Below are 26,967 nucleotides of genomic sequence, written 5' to 3' on the forward strand. Positions count from 1 at the left end.
AAAATAACTAAAAGTTGGCATCCCCGTCGGCGATCACTCTCAATTATTTCTATTTTTCAGTGATTAAATTCACTGGAGACAGAGGAACATTGCCAGATATGATTAGCGTAATTATTACACTAACTATTTTGCTTTTTGTCCAAAGTCCAAATAATACAGGAGATTCCACTTTAGTAAAGTACACCCATCGCGGGCAAGATGCCCGCACTTGCATTCATTCAATTGTTAATCTCTGTACTTCTTATACGAGGAATTTGCTATATAATTTCTCAAAAGTCGTGCATTGAGTTTACTCCAACTTCTTCTTTAATATTAGAAATTTCTAATTCCTAATATCATGTCCGGATAAGAGCGTGATCAAAAAAACTTTCTCCTTTTCCTCCTCTTATTCTTGCTTCTTGCTTCTTTCTTCCCTCCTGACTCCTGACTCCTGACTCCTGACTCCTAATTTACTTAATACAATTCATATTTCAATAAAGTACAAGGAATTGCTCCATTATAAACAGGAATTCTCCGAGAAGTTCTTAACCCTACTTGTTTAGATAATTGTTTATTTCCTGTCAAAATAAATGCCGTCCATCCAGTAAAACGTTGTTTAAAAATATCCCCCAACATTTTATAAAGTTCACCCAACTCTTCCACTTCTCCTAAACGTTCGCCATAAGGAGGATTACAAATAATAATCCCTCGATCTGCGGGAGGTTTTAATTTAGATAAATCCGTTTTAATAAACTTAATTTTATTTGCAACTCCACATCTTTCAGCATTAGTTCGAGCTTGAAAAAGCACTTCAGGATTTCGATCACTACCGACAATTATGGATTTTAATTCAGTTAATTGACTATTTCTAGCCTCTGTTAATAAATCTTGCCAAAGAGACTTATCAAAATCACGCCAGTTCATCAAAGAAAATTTATTCCTCAAAAGTCCCGGTGCAATATTTAATGCTTTTAAACTTGCCTCCACAGGTAAAGTTCCAGAACCACATAAAGGGTCTAAAAAAGGTATATCTGGAGAATATTCTGCCATTTCTAAAATAGCTGCTGCTAAAGTTTCTTTCAGAGGAGCAAACCCCATTGCTAGACGATAGCCACGCTGATGTAAACTACTACCAGAACTATCTAAACTGAGGATACAATTATTATTTTGAATATGAGCATTAATCAATATATCAGGATTTTTAGTATCAATATTTGACCTGTAGCGAAACTTTTCTATTTGTTGTTCAGTAATTGCATCTTTAATTTGAAGAGCAGTATAATGAGTATGTTTAAGTTTTTCATTACTTCCCGTACAATTAACTGCTAATGTATTTTTAGGAGATAAATATCGCTGCCAAGGAATTTTTTTTACCTCTTTATAAAGTATTTCTCGGTTAACACATCGAACTTCCGCAATAGGAACTAAAACTCTAAAAATAGTTCTTGCCCAGAGATTAACTCGATAAAGTAAAGTCTTATCTCCTGTAAAACTTACCCCAGTAAATTCTGGACAAACGTTTTCCGCTCCTAAACTTTTTAATTCTTGGGCAGCAATAGCTTCTAACCCTTTGGCCACCTTGGCATAGTATTGATTCATTAGATTTTTGATAAAAATATAGCAATGTGCGCTAGCATATTTACAAATTACAAGAGGTGTCCAATAGCTAAAAGTCTTATTATCAGATTTTTATTCCCCCTTCCGGAGCTGTTGCCTGCGCACAGCGCTATAACTCAAAAGCGCCGAGACCCAGCACCGACGTTTTACACTTCGCAGAGTAACTAAATTTTAATGTAGTCGAAACCATTGAGATTGCTTCCTTCCACTACATTCCAGTTGCAATGACATAGTTTTCAACAATTTTTCCTTCTTCCTTCTTGAATATTTTTTATATTTACAGGACTTCCTACTGCCCATGAGGTAGATATTTAGCAGGGAAGATACCCACACCATAAGAGTTTTACTATTCACACCTTGTACATCATTTTTCCGAAATATGCTGTATATCTTTATCTCCCTTTTTCCCTTTTCCTTCCTTAACATTTTGGCGTTGGTAATTTGAGGTATGATATCATTTTCCCCCTCCGAGGGAGCTACGCTAACGGATAAGAGGGCTATAGAACTCCGTTCCCTTTACGCCACCAAAAAACTTTCTCCTTCTACTCCTTTTTCTTCTTCTCTCCTGAGTTCTGACTCCTGAGTTCTGACTCTTAAGTAATGCGCGATTAATATCATACACGCACTTTACCAACGCCACATTTTTTATATAATTAATATGTATAACATAACAAATAATATTGAATGTATAACAAATAATATTGATATCTTTTCTTACTTTTTCCTTCTTCCTTAATTAAATTAGAACATCGGAGAACAATCTGAGATATAGCTTCCACTACTATCTCTAGAAACTATATATCCTTGATATGGATTTGTAACTTCTATAAACCTTTGAGTGCCACTACCAATTTCTTCATTTCCGGTAACTTCTATTCTCTGACCATTTTCTAGCACTCCAATTCTACGACTCGCTGAATTGCGTGACTCAAAAATATATAATCCATTTGGCCTGAGAATATAACAAGTTTTTAATTTAGCCCTTGCTTTAGCCTGGTAATTAATTACACGCTCTGTGAGGCCATTCTGTGTTATAGAATCCACACGATATTGGTCTGGGCTAACAATATATTCAATTCCTCGTACCGGGTCATAAGCTTCCCAAGAACTACCTCTTTTTGTGGCATTACCAACAATCAGCCAATCTTGCTCAGTTCCATTCTTAGGTTGACTAATGAATATATATTCACCCTTTTGAGTTTCGCAAATATTAATATTAAAGTTTGCCGTTTCATAATTTGCTTTTTGAGAGCCATACCCATAACAAAGCTGCGCCTGTGCTGATCTTGGCAGAATCACACTTCCCAGCACTAAAGCAGTTGTAACAACTCCCACGGTGGCTAATCGGTGTTTCATTGTTTCTCCTTTGTGCTATTGGATAGTAGCAAAACCCTATAACCTTACCATAATTTGATAAAAATATCTCCCAAAAAAGAAAATAAGTAAAGCATTATTTGATATTCTTAACTTTCTAATAAAAATTTCTATAAAAAACTTATAGTTAAATTGTGTAAAGATATTAAAAAGTTCTCAGCTTTCAGCAATAAGCTATCAGCCTAAGTTGACTTATAGCAGAAGGCAGAAGGCAGAAGAAAAAATCTGACATTGTCTGAGTTTTCCACTTTTGATATGTCCTCTTCTTCCCTTCGACTGCGATAAATCCAAAAAAATTTAAAAGGAGATTTAAACTTCTCCTCAACGGTCAAACTTACTACTAGGGATAAAAATCCTAAAATAGCTCCGAGCTATAAAACTTTTGGATATTTTTTTGGATATTTTAAGGTATAAACCTCAAAGCTGTTGACGGAAAATTCCGTAGAAAAAGCCGAAAACTGCTAGTTGAAAGCTTGTTAAAAATAAAATCAAAAAAAATTAGAGAGAAGTCTCTTATGGTAGCAGTAACAGACCGAGTAAAAAATAGACTAACAACGGAGACAAGTAAAATTGCTCCTGATACCATGGCCATTCGCTCCCTTGATTGGGACCGCGATCGCTTTGATATAGAATTTGGTTTACAGAATGGTACCACATATAACTCCTTTATTATTCGAGGAGAAAAAAATGCTCTGGTTGATACATCCCATGCAAAATTTCGTCAGTTATATTTAGACATCCTCTGGGGTCTAATCAAACCTACAGAAATTGATTACCTAATTATCAGTCATACCGAACCAGACCATAGTGGTTTAGCCAAAGACATTATCGAACTAGCTCCCCAAGTTACAGTTGTTGGGGCAAAAGTAGCAATCCAATTTTTAGAAAATTTAGTTCACATACCATTTAACAAACAAATTGTCAAAAATGGAGACCAATTAGATTTAGGCAACGGTCACGTTTTAGAATTCGTTTCTGCTCCAAATCTCCATTGGCCAGATACTATTTTTACCTACGACAGCAAAACCCAAACTCTATTCACCTGTGATGCTTTTGGAATGCACTATTGCTCAGACAAGACTTACGATGAAAATCTGAGTGACATAGAAGCAGACTATAAATTCTATTACGAATGTCTAATGGCCCCCAATGCTCGCTCAGTATTGAGTGCCATGAAACGTATGGCCAAACTGGGAGATATCAATACCATTGCCACAGGTCATGGTCCCCTACTACGCTATAACTTAGTAGAATTAACCAACCGTTATGAGGAGTGGAGCAAAGCGCAAAGCAAAGCAGAGACAACAGTAGCAGTATTCTACACCTCTGATTATGGTTATAGCGATCGCCTCTCTCAAGCAATTGCCCACGGGATTACTAAAACAGGTGTTGCTGTAGAAATGATGGATATCAGGTCTGGCGATCCACAGGAAGTAAGGGAACTGGTAGAAATGGCAAAAGGAATTGTCATTGGAGCGCCACCAACAACAGGTTCCGTAGCTAGTAGTATGGAAATAGCCATTAGCACTATTTTGGCAGCAGTTAACAAAAAACAGGCTTTCGGTTTATTTGAATCTGGTGGTGGCGACGATCTATCTGTGTATCCCCTTGCTAACCAATTAAAAGGATTGGGTCTCAAGCAAGCATTTCCCAATATTTTGATTAAAGAAACGCCTTCAGAATTAACCTACAAATTATGTGAAGAGGCAGGCACAGATGCAGGTCAACTGTTGACCTTGAAGCAAAATATTAAGCAGATGAAATCTCTTGATAGCGATCTAGATAAAGCTTTAGGGCGTTTGAGTGGAGGTCTATATATTATCACTGCTACTAAAGGTGAGGTTAGTAGTGCCATGTTAGCTTCTTGGGTAGTGCAAGCTAGTTTCCAACCTTTAGGAGTTTCCATCGCAGTCGCAAAAGACCGGGCAATTGAGGCGCTGATGCAAGTAGGCGATCGCTTTGTTTTAAATGTATTGCGGGAAGATAACTATCAAAGTCTGATGCGACATTTTCTGAAGCGCTTCCCACCTGGTGCAGACCGTTTTGCTGGAGTGAATACTCAAACTGCTAAAAATGGTAGTCCGATTTTAGGAGATGCACTAGCTTATTTGGAGTGTGAAGTAGTAAGTCGGATGGAGGCAAGCGACCATTGGATTATTTATGCAACTATTGATAGTGGGCGAGTTAGCGATATAGATGCTTTGCCTGCAGTGCATCATAGAAAAGTGGGTAATCATTATTGACATACTCCCGACGCTCTCCTACGGGAGAGCAAGGGATTCTTCAGCCAAAGAAGCTTTGACCGCAGTTTTGACAGAGGTGATGTCCTCCCCCTGTGTTGATAATAATCCGATTTTTTGGATCAGAAGGGCTGAGTTATAATCTCTGTCTAACTCCTGTCCACACTTAGGACATGAATGCCAACGCTCAGACCAGCTTTTGGGGACTTTATTCAAACATTCCCAACAATGCTGAGATGTGCCTTTTGGGTCTACTTTGATAATTTTCTTACCTAGCTTCCAGGCAACATACTCTAAGACTTGAATAAACTGACCAAATGCTGCATCTTGCAAAGACTTATTTAATCCTGATTTAGCTGATTGACCATTAGGTAAAAACTGACCATTTTCTCCTAGTTTAGCTTGACAACGCCGGACTAAATTTGCTACCTGTAGGTCTTCCAGGAATATCACACTTACGTCTGAAAACAGATGATAAGCCAGTTTAAATTGCCAATCCAACCGCTGTCTAGCTATTAGTTGATGAAGTCTGGCTATTTTCTCCTTGAGTATTTTCCCACCCTGAGAATGCTTAGATTTTTTAGCCAGTCTCACTTGCCACTTAGATAAGCGATTTTCAGATTTCCTGAAAAACTTTGGAGTTTCTATAAACTCTCCATCGCTGGTAACAGCATAATACAGTAATCCTAAATCAATACCTTTTGAGTTCTCTAAAGTAGGTTGAATTTCTGCAACCTCTACAGGTACACTCCTATCTTCTATTGTGAAACTGATATAATATCCATCTGCTTCGCGAATTATTGTACCTGTCTTAACTTTGAAACTTTCTGGTATTGAGCGATTATATACTAAAGGGACTAAACCTATCTTGGGTAAATTAACACAGTAACGACCGTTAGCATTCTTGACGATATTGGCATTTGATAACTGAGGATAACTGAAAGAATTATAGTAATGTTTTCCCTTGAATTTAGGTCTACCACTGGTTTTACCATTCTTGTCAGGTTTTGTAAAGTTATCCATTGTTGTCTGCACACGCTGGATAATATCTTGCAATACCTGAGAGTGTATAGATTTATATTCAGGGAAGAGTTTTTTTGTTTTCCCTAGGTCTGCTAACTGTACTGTTTCCCAGACTACATAACCATTTATTATGTTGGAATGCTTATCCCCTTTCTTTGTTACCGGATTACCGTTACCATCTTTCTTTCTCCCATCTCGTGTTTGTGTTCTAAACTCAGGAATATTTTGATAAATCCGCTCTACTGGTACTACTGAAACATTAAGTGGACAAGCATTAACTGGTGTGCGCGTTGCTTCAAACCAATTCAATCTTTCAGCTAAACGGTAATTATATTGTTTTCTGGATAATTCTAACCAATTAGCAATAATCGCCGCTTGATTTTTATGAGGTTTTAGCTTGTACTTATATTTCAGTAGCATTATAGAGTCTGCCTGAATATCTGATACAGTTATAGTAATGGCTGTATATGTAGTTGTCAATAGCTAGCGTAAAATAACTACAGGAAAACCGCAAATTTTAGTGAAACCCAACATTAGCAGGCTTTTGTTGGGTTTCGTCCCTCAACCCAACCTACACTTATTGCACCATTTTAGATGTGTCAGTCCAGTAGGGATTGCATACAACATTGCTACTGATATCAAAATTCGTTTTTGACATAATCTATGACAATGAGCGATCGCTTCAGTAACAAAGATATGGGTTATACATCTACAGTAGATAACCCTTCTATGCTTATTACCATTAGACTAGAAGTCATTTTGTCTACCAATTTTTTGAATAACTACTAATAACTACAAATACTGAAGCAAAATTTTAAATAACTTAATCCCAAAAAGTCATCAGAGATCGTATGTTGTTCATAACAAGCAAATTATAGAATTGCAACACCTGTTTAATTACGGACAAAAGACCAAATATGAATTACTCCATACTTAACCAAGAAGCTGTCCAACAACTAATGACATCTTTTGGCTTTAACTCCCTAGATCAAGTAGACCAATTAGAAACAATTAGTGACTATTACAGTTATCTGGAAAAGACAGGCCAAAAAGACCTGATGAATAATGGTTCTCAGAATTTCCGTCAGGCCAAATATATTTCTGCTGTACTAAAAAATCAGGCCAGGGAAACTCTGTTTGTTAATGAACCTGTTGCTAATACTCTGCGGGATTTTCGTTTACCTTTTGATGAACGAAATAACCCTCTGGATATGTCTGTTAGTTCGCTGCAAAAACTACTGCCAGAGGAACTCCAGAATACGGCATCAGAAGCATTAAGTCAAGATGCTCCTACTCGCTACGTTAAACCTAGTTCAATTCAGTCTACTCAATCACCTGCGGCATATCTTAAGTATATTTATGATTTGGCTAAGGCGATCGAGAATGTTAATCCAGATTTTGATTTAATTGCTCGTCGTCCCGATCTACAGGATTTGGTATTAAATGAAGATAATTTACATCAGGAAGTGACGACTCTGGAATTAGCAAATGAATTGTTAATTGCTCAAAGTTTGGAGCAAATTAGAACAAGAGAGAAAAAAGTTCTTTCTTTTCAGACTCCTTGTCGAATGGAAACGTCTGTTGATATCGATTTGACTCAGACTTATACTTTTGAGTTTTGGGCAAAACTCAAAAATCCTATATTCTTCAATTATCCAGATCCAGATGACGTGATATTAGTTAGTCAACAAAAAAACGGTTCATCTATATCCTTTAAGGGTTTATCAGATGGAAAAGGAATAAATGTATTTTTTCGTTACGATACTGGAGGAAGTAGCCTTTTTAGGCCTGATTTTGATAGTAAATGGCATCATTGGGCTTTTGTAATTGATCATTACGATTCAAATAATGTAAGGGTGACTTCTTACATAGATGGAATTTTTGTCAGTTCGAGGGAAACAGCATCAACTTTGAGAGAAAAGGTAGCTCCAGTAAACATTGCTGAATCTGACAATAATGAAGAAATAGAAGTAGAAATCTGTGAAATCCGTGTTTGGAATATGCTTCGGAGTGAAGAGCAGATTCAAGAGTTTATGAATAAGGCTGTGCAACCAACAGATGATAATTATCAAAATCTGTTAGGCTATTGGCCAGGGGATTATATTGATGGAAAATTGTTGAATTTAATAGATATAGAAAATTTTGCTGAACCCAAACTAAACCCTGAAAACTATAAGCAAGCAAGAGCAACATTCCTAGTAGATATAACAGAAGCAGAATTATACGAAGAACTCAACAATACACTTCACCCCTTAGAACTACCTTTCCACAAAAATCACAGTGAGGTTCGTTATACTCTAGCAGCAATACAAGACGAGATGAGTCTTAGTCAAATAGCTCGTCGCATCAAAGAAAATGACTTTGCTTTCAAAGATACAGCTTTTACCTTAATACCTAACCTGGTAGATCGATTAAATCTCTATCAAAGTCATTTAGAGGTTTTGCAAAAAACACCAGATCAGCAAACTATGTACCGAGACTGGTATGGGGTCAAAGAAACACCTATCGAAGATATACCAATTCAACTACCAATTGAGGGTTTGCAAGTCGATCTCCCACTCAATGAAATTATTGATGGAAAAGTAATTGATCGCTCGCCAAACAATTTTGAATGTACAGTTCATGGTGATGCACAAACTGTTGATAATTCAACTTTTGGTAAATGTATTCAGTTTGATGGAGTTGATGATTATATAGAAATACCTCCAGAAGCTATTAGAGAATATAATGAAATTACAATTAGTTTTTGGGCTTATGGTGATACTAATTTGGGGAATAGCTCTATTGTGTCTGCAGTAGATGAAAATAATAAAAGAACTGTCAACATTCATTTACCTGGTGCTAGTGAGTTAATCCACTTTGATTGTGGTAATGAAGGTGGTAATTTTGACAGAATAAGTAAAGAAGATACTGATAATTACTTCAAAGATAAATGGATCTACTGGGTATTTACTAAAAATGTTGCCACTGGTAGTATGAAAATTTATGTTAATGGCAACCTTTGGTATAGTGAAGAAGACAAAACTCTACCAATCAATCTAGCAACTAAAGTAGTACTAGGAAATTTGATTTCAGAGGATGGTAGTTTAAGTGATTCATACTGGTATAAAGGTAAAATAGCTAACCTTCAGATTTACAACCGAGAATTATCGCCAATAGAAATTACTCAAGGTTTACAACTCGATCTCCGACTGACTGAAATTATTGATGGAAAAGTAATCGATCGCTCACGAAACAATTTTCAATGTACAGTTCATGGTGCAGAAATTGTTGACGATTCAAAATTTGGTAAATGTATTGAGTTTGATGGAGTTGATGATTATATAGAAATAGCTCCAGAAGCTATGCAAAGACAATATAATGAAATTACTATTAGTTTTTGGGCCTATGGTGATAGTTCTAAACAACAGACTTCTATTATATCTGCAGTAGATGAAGATTATAAAAGGGTTGTCAATATTCATTTACCGAGCGGTAAAGATTACCATTTTGATTGTGGTAATGAAGGTGGTGATTTTGACAGAATAACTAAAGAAGATACTAACGATTACTCTAAGGAGAAATGGACCTACTGGGTATTTACTAAAGACGTTGCCACTGGTAGTATGAAAATTTATGTCAATGGAACTCTTTGGTATAGTGAAGAAGAAAAAACTAAACCAATCAATCCAGCGATCAGAATAGTATTAGGAAATTTGATTTCAGAAGATGGTAGTTTAAGTAATTCATACTGGTACAAAGGTAAAGTAGCTGATCTTCAAATTTACAACCGAGAATTATCACCAATAGAAATTAGTGAAAAATATTCTACTCTGTCTCAAGTAGACAACTTCCGAGAAGCAACCAAACTCTCAATAGAAGAATTCAATCAGTTCTACCGCAACTACAGAGTCAAAGACGATGCAGATAACAGCTATCAAACAAACGAAGTCTATGCTACCTATATCAGTCACGGTCATAACTTAACTCTCAATACAGTAGATGAAAAGTTAGTGATGGGTTATGACGACGAAACATATCTAAATGAATACTTCTTCTATCGCTTCAACCGCATCATTCGTCTCCAGAAAAGGACGGATATACCATACTATCAATTAGACTGGTTGCTCAATACAATAGAAAATACAAACGAATTAATTGATAATGACAGACTAAATGTTGTTGCCCATTATCTATACTGGAACCACAAATATCAATTTAGTGTAGATGAGTTTGTCGGTATACTCACAGAAGTTAATAGTTATCGTCGCATGGGAGAACAAGAAACTTCCCTGCTGCGACAAATATTTGGGAATGCAGCACCAGCATTAGTAGAAGTTCTCAAGGATGGCAATACAAAATTTGTTGATTTAGAATCTTCCGTCAAAGAATATTTGATTATTGGTTTGCGCATTACCTTTGCAGAATACGATGCTATTGTCAAAGCAATAACCAATGATGATGAAAATGCAGTATTTGACAAAGCAGCGCTAGCACGAATGTACCGTTTAGTCAAGGTGTTTACATTATTTGAGTGGGGTATTGCTAAAGGAATTGAATTAGTAGAAAAATTAGGACTAACTGAGGTATTTGCTCATCCTGGACAAACAGTTAGTGATGTATTATCAGCATTAGACAAACTGGCGTCGTTATTTGAGTGGATGAACGCAGAAGGTAATAACCTGACAATAGATAACATTCTGACAATTTTAACTCCACCGGATGATGCCGGAAATTTGCAACCGACTATAGAAGTAGATGAATTTTTGGATTCACTCCTACAGGATATCCAAGACCAACGAGTTCTAGAATTGAGTTTCACCAATTATGAAAGTTGGGAAGTTATAGAAGGGGATGATGAGGAAACAATCCAAACCATAACTATTTCTGCTGAAGATTGGTATCAACTCTTGCAAAAGCAAGAGCAAGAGCAAGAGCAAGAGGATGAGGATGAGGACGAACCAAAAATTATAACAATTATTGATAACTATGGATTAGTTCTGAATGTTGAAATAGAAGACATTGAAGAGCGGGTAACAGAAATTATCAACGATAAAATAGCAGAAGTAGGAGGAGGGTATCAACTAACAGAAGCAGCAGAAGAGCAAAAGCAAGAACTAATTGGAGAAATTGCGAATTTCCAAAGACGACAACAAGAATCTCTTGCCAAAATTATTACTGAAAAACTCAGCGAACTGAGTCAAGAAATTATTCCTGTTATATTGCTATGGATGGGAACAGATTATTATCAAACACTCAAGCAATTATTGGGATGGCAATATCCACCAGACGCAGATGCAGACGCAGAAGAGGAAAAACTAAATCAAGACACCCTGAAATTACTGTACAACATTAATCGTCATGGAATAGTTGTATCTCAGTTGGAGTTAGACACATACACAGTATTAATTGCTGCTCAACAACCAGAATGGTTAGTAACAGACATGAGTCGTTCGCTATCTCTGGAGCAAGTATATTATCTGTATAAGTTCAAAACAATATTGAATGCTAAAGTCAATTCCAAACATTGGTTAGTGTACTTAGCAGCAGTCAATAACGATGGATTTGAGAACGTAGAAGAACAAAACAAGGTATTAGCTGCACTTTTAGATTGGTCTGTAGAAGATATTCCCAATTTAACCAAAGAAATTGCTAACGGTTGGGTGAAAACTGTACAACAAATAGAGTATCTACGTCGTCAGATAGAACTTTGTCAAGATTTGCATATTCCAGGAGAACAACTCCATCAATTAAATAGTGCAAACGGTGATGAACCTGAATGGGAGGAAGCAGTTGCAGCAGTCAAGTTAGGATTAAATCGTCAAAATGAGGAAGTACGGAAAAAAATAGCAACAGATGCCATCAATTTAGAACTCAGGGATGCTTTAGTCGCCAACTTTATGAATGAAGTAGTTGCTGACAGCAAACTGCTCAAAGAGAAAATCAAGAGTTGGGAAGATATTTATCAATATTTGCTCCTAGATGTCAATGTTTCCTCTCAAGTACCCACAACTCGCTTATTAGAATGTACTGGTGCAGTGCAGTTGTATATTAACCGGATGATTCAACGAGTCGAGGATGCAAATTGGGAAGATGGTCAGTTAGAGAATCTCAAAAAAGATTGGGATATATCACAACAGTATCGGTTATGGGAAGCAAACGAGAAATTAGGATTATATCCTTCTAGTTACATAGAACCTACATTACGTTTGCATAAAACAGAGATTTTTGAAACCTTTGAACAGAGTTTAGGTCAAGGTTCTCTGAATGAAGAGATGGTGCAGCAAGCAGTGCTTCAATATCTAGAGCAACTACAGCAGTTATCAGAGTTGCGGGTAGAAGGTTTTACTTCTCACAATGTAAGGGACTCTATTGAATTTTGTTTTACAGCGAAAGCAACTTGGGAAGCAAATAGTTATTATTATCGTTTGCTGAGAATTGACAAAACAAAGTTGGAAGCAGGAAGTAAGTATGCTTTTGAATGGGGTGGTTGGATTAAAGCGGGGCTAGTATTTACTCAGCAACATATTTATGGTGTAGCTCCTTGTTATGGTTGGAGTCGATTGTATATGTATTGGTTTGAGTTGTTTGAAACTCGTTCTGAAGATGGTAAAACAATATATTATTTGCAACCCAAATATTGTCGTCAAAATACTGATGGCAGTTTTGGGCAACCAAGGGATAGTGTGGTAGAAACACCAGACGGATATCAGGGGATTAAGATTACATATGAGGGAGAAAAAAATATTGTAGAAGAGCTACAGGTTAAAATTTATCAACCTTATTTTGACCAAAAAAAACAACAGATATTAATGTATTTCTATGCTGGTGTTAGTGAATCTCTTGACTTCTTTTTGTCTACTACATCAAAAGAAGAAACAGTTGTGACAAGTTCTGAAGACTCATCAGAAGAATATCAAATCCCAGATGGTTATTTTGCAATTGATAAGTTCCACCCCCAACTAGTGAATATACACCCAAAAAGGGCTACAGATTCTATACAAATTTTATCCTGTATACTAGATGATTGGAATGGATGGTCTAGTCTGTACATAACTGGAATTGAGGTCAAATGGAAAGGTTCATTTTCGTCTGAGGCTCAAATCCAGTTAGAATGGGAATTTGATTGCCGAGAATCTAGTTACAATCTGATAAAAGATTTCTATGAAGAGAAAAATCCTTTTGTTGGCACTGTTTCTTATAAAAATATCTCCCACGAAAGGACCTGGATAGAGTTGACTGCCAGTGGCGACGAGTTTGATAAAATAGAGGTTGAACTAGCTGGAGAAAAGACCTTAGAAGGACATCATCCTCTGGGGATCAACAAGGCAAGTGAAACTATTTCGTTGGACGCAAATGAAGGTCAAACAGAATTCGATATCACGTTTAAAATTTACACTAAGTGGAAGAATCACCACTTATCTGTTTTCGAGGACCGTTATGATTTTAGTACAACAGAAGCACTTAGATTTACTTTTAACGTCATCTATAACAAAGATACAAGTCAACAATCAGTCTTCGTCAGAGAATCAGAAGAAGATCCTAGTTTAGCTGACCAACGTTTTTTACTATTTCCTTACGAAAACTCTTTCTATACAACAAATCTCTACTCTACAGCTATTCAAGAAATAGTTAAGCTAGTTAACCCATATTACGATATTCATCAACTCTTTGATTTAGGTCATCAACACTACAAAGAAGAGGGGATTCAACATTACTTAGATGCATTAGAAGAAACCGAGACTTATAAGAATATCTCCAACCCTAAACCTGATGAATATATGGATTTCTGGGGTTCTTATGGTATGTATGCTTGGGAAATATTCCATTACATTCCTTTAATGGTAGCTTACAAATACACTCAATCCCAGAATTTTGATTTAGCCAAGAAATGGTTAAAGCACGTTTACGACCCCACCCTCAAAGATCATCCTTGGAGAAATTATCCTTTAGGAGAGCGACCAAATGGAATAAGTAGTACTGCTTTAGGTATCAATGATCCAGACGCGAGGTCTCGTGAAAAACCCTATTATTATCGTGTGTCTACCATTCGTCAATACATACAAAACTTGATCGAACAGGGAGATTACTATTATCGTCAGATTACGACAGAAACCCTGCGTCAAGCAAAAATGTATTATGTGGAGGCGAAAAATTTATTCATAGAAAGCGCAAAGTCTTTAGAAAACATTCAAGTAGGAGAAGACTGGAGCGATCCGACTTTAGGAGAAGTAACAGACAAAGATTTTATAGATCCTTACGACGAAGAAATAATCAAACTCTATTACACAATAGAGGAACGATTATATAATCTACGTCATTGGTTGGCGATAGATGGAACGCCCTTGAATATACCTCTAATTGCTCCTCCCATTGACCCCAGGGTATTGCAACAAGCAGCTCTTGCTGGAGTTTCACTTACAGAACCTGGGCAACTAACAGTAAGAACTCTGAATTATGATTTTAATGACATACTTAGTAGTGCTCGCGGTTATGTGCAAGACTTAATTAGTTGGTCAACTAATTTACTGCAGTATTGGGAGAATTATGAAAACATCCAGTATCAAAATCTGGCAGACAGCTTAGGTTCATTTGATTCGGCAATATTGATGCAAGAAAAAACAATTGCAGCTCTGGAAAAAAATATTGAGATTCAAGAAACCACGAAAAAACAAACTCAAGATGAACACGATCTTTATGAATATGAGAAGACATTGGTAGATATCATTGATGCTACAATTGCAAAATATTATGCAGTAGTGCAGAGGATAAAGTTAGTATCATTGTCAATGAAAGCAGTTGTAGGAGGTTTAAAAGCCATACCTAATATATTTGGGCTTGCAGGGGGTGGTTTTAGACCTGAAGGAGCAGCAGAGGGTGTAGATAATACACAGGAAACTTCAAGTGAGCTTAAAGAGATACTAATTGAATGGTATAAAACAGCATCGGGACTGCAAACAGATAAGAGAGAAACTTCATTGAAAGAGCGTCAAGCGGAGAATGCAATAGAGATAATTGACAAAGAAATTGAGGTATCAAACATACAATTAGAGATAGAAAAACAGGTTCTTGAAGATATTAAAGGAGACAAAAAAAATAGTGAGATATTAGCAGCATTTAATCAAAAACGTTTCACTAACGAAATGTTTTTCAAGTGGTACGTTGACAACTTGAAGCAACTTTATCGCACTCTGTTTGACCAGACAGTTAGTTTCTGTTTATTAGCAGAAAGAGTTTATCAAGACACAACAGGAGAAAAAACTACATTTATTCGACCTCAATGGGATGATGTTTATCATGGTTTATTATCAGGTCAGAAGTTATTGCTGAATCTCCAACAAATGGAGTACAGTTATGTGCAAAAGACTTTCTATGGCGAGGCTCAACCTGCAACACAGACTTTCTCGCTAGAGGAAAAAGATGACAATATACTGGCAAGTCTCAAGAATCATGGAAAAGCTGTAATTCATATTCAGGAGTCTTGGTTTGAGGAAGATTTTCCAGAGGAGTTCGGACGACGTATTCAGAGTGTTAAGGTGAAATTCTTGGGATTAGGAGATGGCGATCCTATAGCAGCAGAATTAACTCAAATTTCTAACCGATATTCTGCTAAAGAACGAACTTTGCAAAGGGTTTGTGCTTATGGGAAAATTAAGCTATTAGGTGTGGAGACAGATACAGCGACAATGACACCAAAGCAAAAAGGACGATTATTACCATTTGAAGGTTCTGGTGTAGAATCTACTTGGTTGTTATCTGTTCCCGCAGCGGTGAAAGCTATCCAGAAGAAGAAAGTTAAGTTTAAGCATAAGTCTACCCTGGAGAAACTTGAAGATATTGAGATGACTATTCGTTATACCGCGAAATCTTAATTTTGATTGTCTAACTTTTGGTAGCTAAAATGGTGCGTTACGACGGATTGTTAAATGTCTTTCACAGTATAGATTTTAGCCGTCTAACGCACCCTACAAATTTTGCTGCTGGTAGAAGTAATATCAAATCTGTTGACTTCGGAGTAATATAATTCCGTCGATCGTCATACAATGCGTAAGGGCGAATGGCCATTCGCCCCTACTAGGTATAGTGGTTGTGCGTAAGTCCTGAATTCGATATCAGATATTACTTTTGACTTTTGACTTGAAGAAGACTTTTGACTTGAATCAAGCGATCGCCCGAATATGATGCGATTTAATATTTAACCAGATTTGAGATCGGAAATTACTTTTGACTTTTGACTTTTGACTTTTGACTTGAAGAAGACTTTTGACTTGAATCAAGCGATCGCCCGAATATGATAAAATTTAGTATTTAAGCAAATTATATCAAATCCGTTTAATTCGGTATAAAAAAATGTTCCATTTTCAACCATTACCAAATATTTCCCCATTTCCCCATCTCCCCATCTAATTACACCGATGCTACCGGGTTTGATATTATATGTGCAATTAACCAGATTTGAAATCGGAAATTACTTTTGACTTTTGACTTTTGACTTTTGACTTGAAGAAGACTTTTGACTTAAAAAAAGCGATCGCCCGAACATGATAAAATGTAGCATTATACATTATTTTGGTATAGACAATATAACTAAACCATGCTACAAACCACCAAAAAAAAAGACGTTCAAGTTGTCATAATTGCTGAAGAAACAAAAGTTCTCCGGTCTCGCACTTGGGATAGACTAAAATTTGAAGTCGAATATTCTCTACAAAAAGGCACTACTGCTAACTCCTATCTCATCCAAGCTGAAAAAACTGCTGTCATCGATCCTCCCGGCGAATCATTTACTAAAAACTACTTAGACTCATTGCAACTACGCTTAAATTGGCATCGCCTTGACTATATAATTCTAGGACACTTTAATGCTAATCGTGCTGCTACCCTCAAAGCTTTATTATCCCTCGCACCTCAAATAACTTTTGTCTGCTCAAACCCCGCAGCTATAACTCTCAAAGACTATTTTCAAGAACAAGAATTGAAAATTCAGATAGTTAAAGGCGAAGATACTCTAGACTTGGGCAACGGTCATCAATTACAATTTATTACCACTCCTACCCCTAAATGGCCCGATGGTTTGATGACTTACGACCCAAAAACTCAAATTTTGTTTACTGATAAATTTTTCGGCGCTCATGTTTGCGGAGACCAAGTTGCTGATGAAGGATGGACTATCTACAGCGAAGACCGACGTTTTTATTACGACTGTCTCCACGCCGCTCAGGCAAAACAAGTGCTTTCTACCCTAGATAAAATTTCTGAGTTGAATGTAAAATTCTATGCTTCCGGTCATGGACCGATAGTACGCTACGGAATGACTGAATTAACCAGTTTGTATCGGAAGTGGAGTCAGGAACAAAATTCACGAGATTTGAATGTTGCCTTGCTTTATGCTTCAGCTTATGGTAATACTGCTACTATTGCTCAAGCGATCGCTAAGGGTTTAACTAAAACAGGGGTAGCTGTAGAATCAATTAACTGTGAAGCTGCCACGTCTGATGAAATCAAGGAAGCAATTGAAAAATGTGATGGATTTATTATTGGTTCTCCCACACTTGGCGGTCACGCACCAACTCAAATTCAAACAGCTTTGGGTATTGTACTGAATACAGCTTCTAAGAGTAAACTAACTGGGGTATTTGGTTCCTTTGGTTGGAGTGGTGAGGCCATTGATATTTTGGAAAGTAAGTTAAAGGATGCGGGTTATAAGTTTGGTTTTGAAACTATTCGGGTGAAGTTTAAGCCAGACGATCAAACGCTTCAAACTTGTAAAGAAGCAGCTATTGATTTTGCTCAGACTTTGATTAAGTCTCGGAAACTTCGCGCTCCTAAACCTTCGGCAAGTGCTTCGGGAAGCGATCGCACAGCTCAAGCAGTGGGACGTGTTGTGGGGTCTTTGTGTGTGATGTCTGCCAGACGTGGAGATGTCACCAGTGCGATGTTAGCTTCTTGGGTTTCTCAGGCGACTTTTAATCCTCCTGGGGTGACTATTGCTGTGGCGAAAGACCGAGCGCTGGAATCTTTGACTCATACAGGCGATCGCTTTGTGTTGAATATATTGGCAGAGGGTAAACAATTGAGGAAGCATTTTCAGAAGTCTTTTGCACCGGGAGAAGATCGTTTTGTGGGAGTGGAAACCAAGGAAGCTGAGAATGGTTGTCCGGTTTTGACAGGTGCTTTAGCTTATTTGGAATGTAAGGTGGCAAACCGGATGGAATGTGGCGACCATTGGTTGGTTTATGCAGTAGTGGAGAATGGTCAGGTACTGAATGAGGGAGTAACAGCAGTTCATTTCCGCAAATCAGGTAGTCATTATTAAAACAGTTGTTGGGAAATAAGAATTGAAAAGGCTCAAAAGCTTACTTTATATGGCTTTCATGGTTTTAGGGATGAAAAAAACACGATAAACTTTTACTAATAAGGGTTTTAGCAATTTTTTTAGCTTATATCATGTCCGGATAATTAGACATCTCTGAAAAAGATATAGACTTTTTGCACATAGCAGGCAACAGGCAACAGGCAACAGGCAACAGGCAACAGGCAACAGGCAACAGGCAACAGGCAACAGGGAATAGATTTTCAGGAAAAATGTACCAAAAATGATTTAGGGAACTGACTTTTACAACTCTAGCTTTTGTTAAATAAAGGGTAAGTTTATTTTCACCAGATGTCTATTAGTTATAAAAAAACTTTCTCCTCTTCTTTCTTGTTTCCTGTTTCTTTCCTCGTGAATCCTGACTCCTGAGTCCTCAGTCGTTTATTTATAACTGTTCAACCGGACATGATATTACAGCGCTTTTCAAATTGATGAACCATATCTTCACAAGCAAAACCTTTTAGGGAAGTTCCATGGAACGTCCCTACTGCCTACAGCAAAGCTGCGTACTCCCTATGGGTGGAGGAGATGTCTATTGGACAGTTCCTGTAATTTGTAAATATGCCAGCGCACATTGCTATATCATGTCCGGATAATTAGTAGAGTTGTCGCTAAATAGATAGAAAAAATCGCTCAAATTAAGACACAGTAGTAATTCCATACGTTTTGCACTGGAAATTGCTAAAATCCTTACATGATAAGGGTTTAGCAGTTTTTTATAGTTATAAAGCGACAAGTCTAGTGATCAAAAAACTTTCTCTTTGCTCTTCTCCTTTCTTCCCTCCTGACTCCTGAGGACTGTACGTCGCCAATCCGACTCCCCTACCTGACTCCTCCGTCGTTTATTTATAACTGTTCAACCGGACATGATATAACTATAACTCAACAAGATATGATAATAAAAACTAAACAGTTGTTCAGGAGAATATAGTTTATGACATTGCTATTAGCTGGAGACATTGGCGGTACTAAAACAATACTACAACTGGTGGAAGCTAAACGAGAAGAATCCAAGGGGACTGTGGAATTTAAGAGCCTTTATGAGAATCGTTACTCTAGTCACGATTTTCCAGATTTAGTACCTATAGTACAAAAATTTTTGGCAGAAGCAAATGAGAAATTGGGACAGCAATTCCAACCAGAAAAAGCTTGTTTTGCGATCGCTGGTCCGGTCATCAATAATACTGTTAAATTAACTAACCTACCTTGGATGCTGAATGCTAAATTGTTAGAAAATGAGTTAGGGGTATCCCAAGTTAGCCTGATCAACGATTTTGAAGCAGTAGGTTATGGAATTTTGGGTTTAACTGACAATGATTTGGAGACTTTACAAGTTGGCGAACCTCAAGGTGATACTCCAATAGCTGTAATTGGTGCAGGTACGGGATTAGGAGAATGTTTTTTAATTCGAGGAGGAGGAGCAGTCAGGGTTTACGCCACAGAGGGGGGTCATACAGATTTTGCACCACGCTCTGAGTTAGAATTTGATCTATTAAAATATTTGTTAGCAAAGCATAATATAGACCGAGTGTCCGTAGAAAGGGTGGTTTCAGGCATGGGGATTGTGGCAATTTATCAATTTTTACGCGATCGCAAATCTGCTGCTGAATCTCCTGAAATAGCGGAAGTACTAAGAAAGTGGGAAACAGAAATTGGCTCAAGTGAAATTACAGTAGATCCTGGTGCAGTTATTGGGAAAGCTGCATTGGAAAAGAGCGATCGCTTGTGCGAGAAAACTTTAGAGCTTTTTGTGGAAGCTTATGGAGCGGAAGCAGGTAATTTAGCATTGAAACTTTTACCTTATAGTGGTCTATATATAGCAGGAGGTATCGCTGCTAAAATTCTGCCACTGATGAAGTCAGGTACTTTTATGGAAGCTTTTAACCATAAGGGGCGAATGAGAGTATTGTTAGAAAAAGTACCCGTTCATATTGTGTTAAACCCTAAAGTGGGATTAATTGGTGCGGCGATTCGTGCTTCTAATTTATAGGCAATGATACTAAGTAGGGGAGTGGGGGAGTGGGGGAGTAGGGGAGATTAAATATTGAAGTAATTGGGAGTTCGGTAGTTTTGGTACAAAAAATTACGATTAGACCATTTGAGGTGCTGTGAGAATTATTAAAACCCTGATTAATATTATGTCCGGATAATTAGTGATGCAAAAACTTTTTCTCGTAAGCGCCTTTTCTTCCCTCCTGTCTCCTGCCTTTCTTTCCGTACCGTTACTACCGATCACCTTAGCGAAACTGATGCAACTGTTGACTTTTGACTTAAAATACTACTGAATCTCCTAAATTCTAACTTTTAATTTAAAATTTCTCACTTTTAACTTTTGACTTATGATTAATTGGAGACCCTATCTAGAATCAATTTGTCGGGAATATGCCAAATGGTGGGAAGTTTATACTCTGACGGATGTGAGAGGAAAAAAGTCTCTTCAGCAACCTCAAAATATTTCCCCACTGTTGGATTTAGGTTTGATGGTACAAACTGTTGCGGAAGAAAAACAGAGGGAACGTCCAAAAGAGAAAATTGAACGGTTGACGGTTTTGGACGGTTTGCGCAAATATGCTCCAAATCATGTTTTGTTGGTGGGGCGGCCGGGGTCGGGAAAATCAACTGCTTTGGCCAGATTATTGTTGGAGGAGGCAACAAAGTTGATATCCCCCCTTAGTCCCCCCTTTCCAAGAGGGGAAATAAGAGAAGGAGAAATAAGAAGAGATACTCCCCCCTTACAAAGGGGGGTTGGGGGGGATAAAACTTTTCCAAGGGGAGCAGAGGGGGATAAAACCTTTCCAAGGGGAGCAGGGGGGGATAAACCCAAAATTCCCATCCTCATCGAACTCCGCTACAGTCAATCTTCCATACTTGAAAGAATCCAAAAATTTATCCACAAACACCACCCCACCATAAATATAGATACAGCAACTCTAGAAACTTTGCTCCGTCAAGGTGAGTTTTTGCTCCTATTCGATGGTTTTAACGAGATGGCATCGGAAGCGACACGACAAGAGGTGAGAATATTTCGGCAAGACTATCCCCAAACTGCCATGGTGTTTACGACGCGAGATTTGAGTCTGGGCGGAAATTTGCGGATTGAGAAAAAGTTGGAAATGCTGCCTCTGACGGAATCTCAAATGCGGAAGTTTGTCAGTGCTTATTTGCCTTTTGATGGTGAAAAATTATGGCAGCAGTTGCAGGGGAGGTTGCGGGAGTTGGGGGAAACTCCCATGTTTTTGTGGATGTTATGTGATGAGTTTCTCAAGGACAATAATCAAGTTTCTTCTAACATAGGATTACTGTTTCGTAGTTTTACTAAAGACTATAGGGATGATATTAAACAAGATGCACTGACTTATAAAGATTCCCGAATTTGGTGGGATAGGTTATTGCAGGAGTTGGCGTGGGTGATGACCAATGGGGTGTCGAAAACTGAGATTATGGTTGCTATTTCTCGGCAAAAAGCTGAGGAGGTGTTGACGGAGTTTTTGCGAGGGGAGGTGGTAGCTCCGACTGACTGTGCGATGCGTTGGTTGGAGGATTTATTGGAGCATCATTTGATTCAGGTGGGAGATGATGGTCAGATTTCGTTTCGCCATCAATTGTTGCAGGAGTATTATGCGGCGGAAAGATTGTTGTCGCTGTTGTCTGGTTTGAGTGACTATGAGTTGCAGTGGGATTATTTGAATTATTTGAAGTGGACGGAAGTAGTGGGGTTGATGTTGGGGTTGATGGAGGATGAGGTGTTAGCGGTGCGGGTGGTAAGGTTGGCGTTGGAGGTAGATTGGTTTTTGGGTGCGAGGTTGGTGGGAGGGGTGCAAGAGAAGTTTCAGGAGCGGGTGTTTGGGGAGGTTGAGCGGTTGGAGTTGCCTGTGTTGGTGAAGGTTAAGTTGGCAGGGTTAACAAAGTCTGATGCTGCTGTTCCGGGGTTGGTTAAATTATTGGAAGACTCAGACAAATATGTGCGTCGAGGTGCAGAAAAAGCTCTGGGTGAAATCCGCTCGAAAACTGCTGTTCCGGGATTAATTAAACTACTAGAAGACTCAGACTATCTTGTGCGTTATAGTGCAGAAAAAGCTCTGGGTGAAATTGGTTCCGAAACAGCAATTCCAGAGCTAATTAAACTCTTAGAAAACTCAGATTCTGGTGTGCATAGTGCAGCAGAAGCTCTGGGTGAAATTGGTTCCGAAACAGCAATTCCAGAGCTAATTAAACTCTTAGAAAACTCAGATTCTGGTGTGCGTCATAGTGCAGCAGAAGCTCTGGGTAAAATTGGCTCGGAAACAGCAATTCCGGAGCTAATTAAACTATTAGAAAACTCAGACTCTGGTGTGCGTGAAACTGTAGCAAATACTCTGGGTAAAATTGGCTCGGAAATTGTGATTTTTGAGTTGACTAAACTCTTAGAACATTCAAATACAGACTTGCGTAAAACTGCAGCATATCTTATAGAAAAAATTGGCTTTAAAAGTGTGAATTATAAGTCAATTAAACATTCAGAATACATAGAATACGACTATGATTATAAGATGAGTTGCATATCTTCTCAAGATGAAATTGATCCTCAAAGTGCTATTCGTGGCTTAATTATATTCTTAAAATACGAATACGAATACTCCAGTTCAATTTTCCCTTCTAGCATAGCAGATGCTTTAACTGAAATTATTGAATCAGAAATTGCAATTCATGGGTCAATTAAACCTCTAGAAGATATGGAATATCCAGAAGACATAGAATACATAGATATAATATGGGGTGTCATAAATAATTTGAGTAAAATTGGCTCAGAATTGGCAATTGAAGTTTTAATTAAAATCTTAATCTTAAACAAATATGATACAGATTTATTGTTTACAGTAGCGGATGCTTCAAAGAAAATAGTTTCAGAAGCAGCTATTACAAGTTTAAATAAAGTAATGATTCCTATGTTCATTGAACTTTTAGAAGATGAAGATACCGATCCAGATATTTACTATAGGGCAGTGGATATTCTTTTGGACATCGACTCACCTTCTGTAATTCCTGGGTTGATTCAACTCCTAAAAAGCTCAGATAATCATGTGCGTTGGGATGCAGCATATGCTCTAGATTGTCTCGGAACTGAAAATACAATTATTGAGTTGAATAAAAAACTACAGAGTGATAGCTTTTATAAAGCAAGTCTAGATAAAATTATTGAAATTATTCAAACCATCCAACAACGCCTTCAATACTACACAAAAATACCCATGTTTAATCCACTTTCTCACTACGCCCTACTAATAGGAGTCGGCAAATGCAAATACTCCAACTGGTCACTTCCTGTCACGGTTAAAGACGTTCAAGCCATCAAATCATTCCTCACAAAACTAGACTTATGTGGTTACATTGACAATGAAAATTATCTCCGGGTACTCTGCAATGAACAAGCAACAAAACAAAACATTTTAGAGAATTTAAAATGGCTCCAACAACAAGCAAAAAACGACCCATATGCCACAATATTAGTCTATTATTCGGGTCATGGTTGGCTAGATAAATCAACTCAAAACTATTATTTAATCCCCCACGACACCAGTCCTGTAAAACGACAAAAAACAGCATTGCCAGCAACATAATTTAATAACGCCATCCAGCAAATATCCGCCAAAAAACTATTAGTAATTATAGATAGTTGTCACGCCCAAGGAATGGCAACTGCCAAAGAAACAGAGGAACTAGAATTACCGGAAAACTTCAGTCAAACCGCCCTCCCAGAAAACTTAATAGATGAATTAAAAACAGGAACAGGGCGAGCAGTTTTTACCTCATCCACAGGAGAAGAAAAATCTTATTATCAAGAAGAAATGAGCATCTACACACAACATTTTTTGGAAGCATTAAATGGTGCAAACAATAAACCAGGAGATAAATTTGTCACGGTTTCTAATTTAATGAATTATGTGGGAAAAACTGTTCCTGAAAGTGCTCGACAATTAGGTAAAAAGTAAACCCCTATTTTTGACTTCTCCCAAATAGATGATTTTCCGGTAGCGTTATTGTGTGGGGGTAAAGGTTTACCGGATGGTGGGTGGGAAGAGATTCAGTCAGAAGTTCAGGAGAATATTCGAGCGGGGCGAGATATTAATACTGCTGGACGCGATATTAATATGGGCGATAAAATTGACTTTTCTGGCACTATTGGAGAGATAAATATTGGTGATATTGGCTCAAAACGAAGCTAGTAAAATCATGTCCGGATAAAATGAGTTTATTAATATCAGATCAAATTGTACAAGCAAGTGGCTTGTCAGAAGATGAAGTATTAGTAGAAATTGTGATTATGCTTTTTCAACAAGAAAAAATCAGCTTAGGTAAAACCAGTGAATTATTGGGAATACACCGAATGCAATTTCAGAAATTAATTAGCGATCGTGGAATTTGTGTCCATTACGACGTAGCCGAATTTCAGGAAGACCTCAAAACCTTACAAACAGAAGGCTGGTGATGAATTTTGCCCCCCTAACCCCCCAATTCTGGGGGGAATAAAAATTCATTAGCTGGTCAAAGTCCCCCAATGCGAGGGGGATTTAGGGGGCGTAGACCAGAACCAAATTTTGCCCCCCTAACCCCCCAATTCTGGGGGGAACAAGAATTCATTAGCTGGTCAAAGTCCCCCAATGCGAGGGGGATTTAGGGGGCGTGGACCAGAACCAAATTTTGCCCCCCTAGCCCCCCAATTCTGGGGGGAACAAGAGTCAATGTGCTTCTAAAAGTCCCCCTCGCATTGGGGGATTTAGGGGGCTTTGATGTAGCAAATAAAACTTCTCAGACAACCTCTAAGCGAAGCGCAAAACCCAACCCAGGTCTACTTTACTTTTGACTTAAACCATACTTATCTTTCAAAGCATCTCTTGCTTGCTCCCGGTCATCAAAATCGATTTTCTCTGTTCCCAAAATTTGATAATCTTCGTGACCTTTTCCTGCTATTAATACCCCATCTCCAGGTTTTGCTTCCATAATGGCAGTACGAATAGCTTGGGAGCGATCGCCTATTACTAAAGGCTTAATTTCTGGAGATATTCCCTCTAAAATATCCTGTAATATTTTTTCTGGGTCTTCAGTGCGGGGGTTGTCAGATGTCACTACAGCTAAATCTGATAATTCGGCAGCTATTTTACCCATTTTTGGCCTCTTAGTACGGTCGCGATCGCCTCCACAACCAAATACACAAATCATTCGACCGGGAATAAAAGGTCGTGCTGCCTTTAATAAATTCTCTAAACTATCGGGAGTATGAGCATAGTCAACTATGACGCTGACATCTTGCTTATTACTAACCTGCACCTTTTCCATCCGACCAGGAACGCCAGAAAATTCTGATAACTGAGCAACGACCATCGCCAAATCTAAACCCAAATGTAAAGCTGCTCCCACTGCTGCCAACATATTAGATAAATTATATTGCCCTACCAACGGCAAACTAAAAGGAATTTCACCTTGGGGAGTATGCAGAATTCCTTTAACTCCAGTGGGTTGATATTCCAAATCTGAAGCCCAAAAATCGGCGGAAGTGTTGCTCGTGCTATAGCTCCAAACTTGTTCCGGTTTCATTCTAGCGATTAACTTTTTACCGTAGGGGTCGTCAGCGTTAACTATAGCGCGACCCTTGAGATAGTCTGAGCTAAACAGCAGCGCTTTTGCCTCAAAGTAATCATCCATATCTTTGTGATAGTCAAGATGGTCTTGAGTCAAATTGGTAAATACTGCCACCTCAAAACTACAACCCCAAACACGTTTTTGATGTAGAGAGTGGGAACTAACTTCCATAACTCCATATTTGCTACCTGCTGCTACTGCTTGCGCCAGTTGTTTTTGCAATTCCACTGGAAAAGGTGTGGTGTAAGCTGCTGTTTCCTCAAAACCAGGCCAACGAGAGTAGAGGGTGCCGAATAAAGCAGTTGGTAATTGAGCGTTATTGAGGAGAAATTCTACTAAGTGGGTGGTGGTTGTTTTACCGTTGGTGCCAGTAATACCTACCATATTCATTTTTTGCCCTGGATAGTCATAGAATGCTGTAGCAACTTCCGGACAAGTTTGAGTCATGTCGGCAACTGGGATTACACATTCATTTTTGGGTTGGTGTTTTTGAGCTGTTTGTTGAGATACTAGAGCTGCCACTGCACCATTTGCGATCGCGCTTTCCCAAAATTCTCCTCCATCGACGCGGGTACCTGGCATTCCTAAGAATAAATCCCCTATCTGGCAAGCATGGGAATTTGTGGCTAAACCTTTGATTTCTGTCTCTAATGCAGGATGATTATTGGCAAGGGAAATACTGGGAACTTTTGCTAATAATTCTCTCAATTTCATGTTAGGAACTCCTATCGTTTTTTGCTAAAATTTAGGACTTTTTATCAACAG

At 38.1% G+C, this 26,967-nt stretch carries 10 protein-coding genes and 1 pseudogene; 7 read left to right on the forward strand and 4 right to left on the reverse strand.

Translation table 11 applies throughout. From position 1 onward, the window contains the following. Window positions 1–453 precede the first annotated feature (453 nt). Together F6K18_RS14775 and F6K18_RS14780 are read right to left on the reverse strand one after the other, a co-directional pair. Window positions 454–1,578: a class I SAM-dependent RNA methyltransferase gene (locus tag F6K18_RS14775; protein WP_287521859.1), complete on the reverse strand. Its 1,125-nt coding sequence runs from the start codon at window positions 1,576–1,578 to the stop codon at window positions 454–456. Window positions 1,579–2,337: 759 nt separating this feature from the next. Next, complete coding sequence (locus F6K18_RS14780; RefSeq protein WP_287521860.1) at window positions 2,338–2,952, reverse strand: hypothetical protein; 615 nt, start codon at window positions 2,950–2,952, stop codon at window positions 2,338–2,340. 533 nt (window positions 2,953–3,485) lie between these two features. Here F6K18_RS14780 and F6K18_RS14785 point away from each other — a divergent pair. Continuing rightward, window positions 3,486–5,213 (forward strand): diflavin flavoprotein, encoded by a 1,728-nt coding sequence (locus F6K18_RS14785; protein WP_287521861.1) that lies wholly within the window; start codon window positions 3,486–3,488, stop codon window positions 5,211–5,213. Window positions 5,214–5,231: 18 nt separating this feature from the next. Here the strand turns inward: F6K18_RS14785 and F6K18_RS14790 are convergent, their stop codons facing one another. Further along, a complete protein-coding gene (locus F6K18_RS14790; protein ID WP_287521862.1) occupies window positions 5,232–6,713 on the reverse strand; it encodes a transposase in 1,482 nt (493 codons plus the stop codon). Between the two features lie 437 nt (window positions 6,714–7,150). On the opposite strand from F6K18_RS14790, the gene F6K18_RS14795 reads away from it, so the two are divergent. From F6K18_RS14795 to F6K18_RS14820, 6 genes and pseudogenes are all read left to right on the forward strand, one after another. Next, on the forward strand, window positions 7,151–16,084 hold the full coding sequence (locus F6K18_RS14795) for a LamG-like jellyroll fold domain-containing protein (protein WP_287521863.1): 8,934 nt from the start codon (window positions 7,151–7,153) through the stop codon (window positions 16,082–16,084). Between the two features lie 722 nt (window positions 16,085–16,806). Further along, window positions 16,807–18,528, forward strand: a complete 1,722-nt coding sequence (locus F6K18_RS14800; RefSeq protein WP_287521864.1) for a diflavin flavoprotein — start codon at window positions 16,807–16,809, stop codon at window positions 18,526–18,528. A 991-nt stretch (window positions 18,529–19,519) separates the two neighbouring features. After that, entirely contained in the window at window positions 19,520–20,575 is a 1,056-nt protein-coding gene (locus F6K18_RS14805) for a glucokinase (protein ID WP_287521865.1), read from the forward strand. Between the two features lie 1,534 nt (window positions 20,576–22,109). Further along, window positions 22,110–24,554, forward strand: a pseudogene (locus F6K18_RS14810) (HEAT repeat domain-containing protein). Window positions 24,555–24,602: 48 nt separating this feature from the next. Continuing rightward, window positions 24,603–24,788, forward strand: coding sequence for a hypothetical protein (locus F6K18_RS14815; protein WP_205127307.1), 186 nt, complete (start codon window positions 24,603–24,605; stop codon window positions 24,786–24,788). 20 nt (window positions 24,789–24,808) lie between these two features. Next, on the forward strand, window positions 24,809–25,051 hold the full coding sequence (locus F6K18_RS14820; RefSeq protein ID WP_124144151.1) for a UPF0175 family protein: 243 nt from the start codon (window positions 24,809–24,811) through the stop codon (window positions 25,049–25,051). 365 nt (window positions 25,052–25,416) lie between these two features. Here the strand turns inward: F6K18_RS14820 and F6K18_RS14825 are convergent, their stop codons facing one another. Beyond that, window positions 25,417–26,916: a UDP-N-acetylmuramoyl-L-alanyl-D-glutamate--2,6-diaminopimelate ligase gene (locus tag F6K18_RS14825; protein ID WP_287521867.1), complete on the reverse strand. Its 1,500-nt coding sequence runs from the start codon at window positions 26,914–26,916 to the stop codon at window positions 25,417–25,419. Between the last annotated feature and the right edge of the window lie 51 nt (window positions 26,917–26,967).

It is taken from the genome of Okeania sp. SIO2C2 (assembly GCF_010692625.1).
Classification (GTDB): Bacteria; Cyanobacteriota; Cyanobacteriia; order Cyanobacteriales; family Microcoleaceae; genus Okeania; species Okeania hirsuta.